Source organism: Alicyclobacillus sp. SP_1, assembly GCF_024706985.1.
GTDB lineage: Bacteria > Bacillota > Bacilli > Alicyclobacillales > Alicyclobacillaceae > Alicyclobacillus_I.
Window position 1 is genome coordinate 1 of the sequence record NZ_JAMCCX010000077.1, and the last position, 2,780, is coordinate 2,780.

3 protein-coding genes are annotated in these 2,780 nt (G+C 47.7%); 1 reads left to right on the forward strand and 2 read right to left on the reverse strand.

From position 1 onward, the window contains the following. Positions 1-408: 408 nt before the first annotated feature. Both M4I36_RS14780 and M4I36_RS14785 read right to left on the reverse strand, forming a co-directional pair. The gene (locus M4I36_RS14780; protein ID WP_258112528.1) at positions 409-1,647 is read right to left on the reverse strand and encodes a YCF48-related protein; all 1,239 of its coding nucleotides are present in this window, start codon (positions 1,645-1,647) and stop codon (positions 409-411) included. Positions 1,648-1,676: 29 nt separating this feature from the next. Further along, positions 1,677-1,856, reverse strand: coding sequence for a hypothetical protein (locus tag M4I36_RS14785; RefSeq protein ID WP_258112529.1), 180 nt, complete (start codon positions 1,854-1,856; stop codon positions 1,677-1,679). Positions 1,857-1,993: 137 nt separating this feature from the next. On the opposite strand from M4I36_RS14785, the gene M4I36_RS14790 reads away from it, so the two are divergent. Then, positions 1,994-2,134 (forward strand): hypothetical protein, encoded by a 141-nt coding sequence (locus tag M4I36_RS14790; RefSeq protein WP_258112530.1) that lies wholly within the window; start codon positions 1,994-1,996, stop codon positions 2,132-2,134. Positions 2,135-2,780 lie beyond the last annotated feature (646 nt).

The window sequence follows — 2,780 nt, forward strand, 5'->3', positions numbered from 1 at the left end:
TCTCGACAAACTCATCTTAGCCTTACAGGGAGCGCCTTTTCAATGATTCTAGAAGTTCAAGACCCTCGAAATCCGGGTTCAATGGAGTACTGAAGGGCCGTGAAGCTTATGTGAACTCTCAAATTCACCGCGGTCTTCCTGCTCAAAGCTATGAAATTGGTGTCTATGGTGGGTACGACACTTTGCAATGGTGTTATGAACAGGAAATCACTAGTTTTTACTGGCAAGCATCTCCTCCCGATTGGAGCGGTGGCAGGAATGCAACACAGTGGCCCCATGTAAACATTGTCCAGAGCCTGCCGGTATATATTTGTAATGGTGAACTTCAAGTGGATCCTGACACGGGCGTGACAGATCCTGGTGGTTGGAAGATATAATGCTATGTGTCCAAAGAGTATCCCTCAGTCATCATGCAGGTGACTGAGGGGAATCTAGTCTTACTTTCCAATGAATTCGATGCCACGATACTCCACCGTCATCAGATTGGTATAAGTCCGTTTGTGTGCTGGTCTGAAATAAAATCCATCCGTCCAGTCTGTTGGTAAAATACATTTGAGGTGCACTTTTGATGTTTTTCAGATTGTTAAAGTGTGCAATTCTTGTCCATTTTTGTCCATAATCGGTTATTATCCACAAATACCCACCTTCGCTCAACATCCACCCAATATTAGGGTTTAGAAAATAGTCGCTGATGCGCGAACCGGACATATTGACTTTGATGAGAGATGCTCGACCAGGATTCCATTGATGACCACCATCAGTGGTGGTATATACGGCTGCTCGAGTTCCATGTGTTTGCATGAATGTGACTAAGAATAAGCCATTGGACTGTGAAAAAAATACGGGAGGATACGCATTGGAGTATAAAAATGATTTTTTATCGAATGGGAGTTTAACATGTGCCTTCGTCCAATTTTGACCAGAATCTAACGTGGTATAGAGGGGGATATTGGGTGATGTATCAGGATAATTCTTCGTTAAGAATCCAGTATTTTTATTTATAAAAGTAATTCCTGTAGACTTTCCGGAGAACGGTATGTTTTTTGCGTGAAGTTTTGTCCAAGTAGTTCCACCGTCATTTGTGCTGTAGAGTGAAGACGATACCAGTTGCAATGCCGGATTGGAAGAGACCAATATCCAACCGTTCTGCATGTTGTTGAAGTCTACAAATATATTACCAGCCGATGTGGAACGGGCATTCATTCGAATTTTGTGTTCAATCCATTTTTTACCTTCATTGTTTGTTTTTAAAATTTCTATGGAATTTTTCTCCTCAACTAAAAACCATCCAGAAGATGAGTTTAAGAAATGAAAGGCCACTTCATTCGGGGATATCGGTGCATCAAGCGGCCACATTAAATAAGTGGGTATCATAGAGTTTTTTGAGATGTACCATATTCGTCCCTCATTCGGGGAGGTTGCTATACATATGTAACGTTGACCTCTATAGGTTATTTCGACTACTGAAAAGCCTTGGTTTCCTATTAACTGGAGTTTTAATATTTTCGCTTCTTTGACGAAGTCACGGACAGTGTTTTGGGCTTCATGTTCACTGCGTAAAGGATGTACCGATACCCCACACCCCGTCACGGTCAAACACGTCAACGCCAGCGCAGCTGCGCTCACTCCCCACAGTCGTTTTTGCATCGTCACCACTCCTCGTAGGTTCTTGTAGACTACCGCCCATCATCCTTCCGTCTTCTTAGACGGAGTAGCATCGGAAAATGTGACATCGTCGGTAAAACATCCCCCTCCGGAACGCGTTCTCGCTTGGCCCGGTAGGCAGCAACTTCCACCCGGTGCTTTGGGAGCAGGCTGCGTAGCACTGCCAACACGTTGCCTTCGTGAACGGTCATGCGCGGAGTCCTCCTATCGTCTTTTTCCCCCGATCTCGGCCGAAGCGTGGGTGAAGGTCCGCGACATGGCGGCAGAGAGACCACCGTTTGGGCCGTGAAGGTGGCGTCTGCGGCTGCTTCACGAGGTAGAGAAGGCGATGAGGAGGGCTTGGTCGCTGGGGCATGCTTTGACGCTGAGGCCGTACCAAGCGGAGGCGGTCGACGCGTTTTGGCCCGTGCTCGGCAACGGACTCACGGGCAACCTGCCTTTCGGTTCGATATCGAGGCCATGGTACTGAACTAGAATAATTCTGCAAAGCTTCCGGAAAACATGACCAATCTCGACGAGATTCGACACAGTAACAAGGGTCATCGCACCGACGGGAGATACGTCCCTGGCATCGTCGGGACATCGAATGCGTTGGAATAGGCTTTCACCCGACGAGACTGGGAAGGCACCGAGACCTTTCCTTGTGCGTCCCGACCTGACCCCTAGACCAGGTCGGGCTTTGGGTATGGGATGCGGGAATTACAGCTAATGCATCTGGCTTAACTCCTGCTTTTTATGTGGATCAGTCCCAATGGACGACGTATGATCTCAATTCGCTTGGGATTGCAGGATTTGTTGCAGTGTCTCCTATTGTTGGGAACACCCCCCCGTGCGACCGGCAGTAATCTCACCGGATACATGGGATACTACGGAACGTGTTCGAATGGGTCGGCTGCAACCGACGTAAATACCATTGATGGTTGGGGCGCTAATATGAACACTCTCCAATTTTCTGATAGCGGAGACGATTGTAGTGCATGACTAAGATAGGATACGCGTAGCACCGTGAAAGGTAGTGTGTCGTTCACGGTGCTACGCTGTTACTGCTAGAGCATAGTGGCCGTAGGTTGATGGTGTCTGTTGTCCGGAAATTGACGGATTGGCTGGCCAGAGTG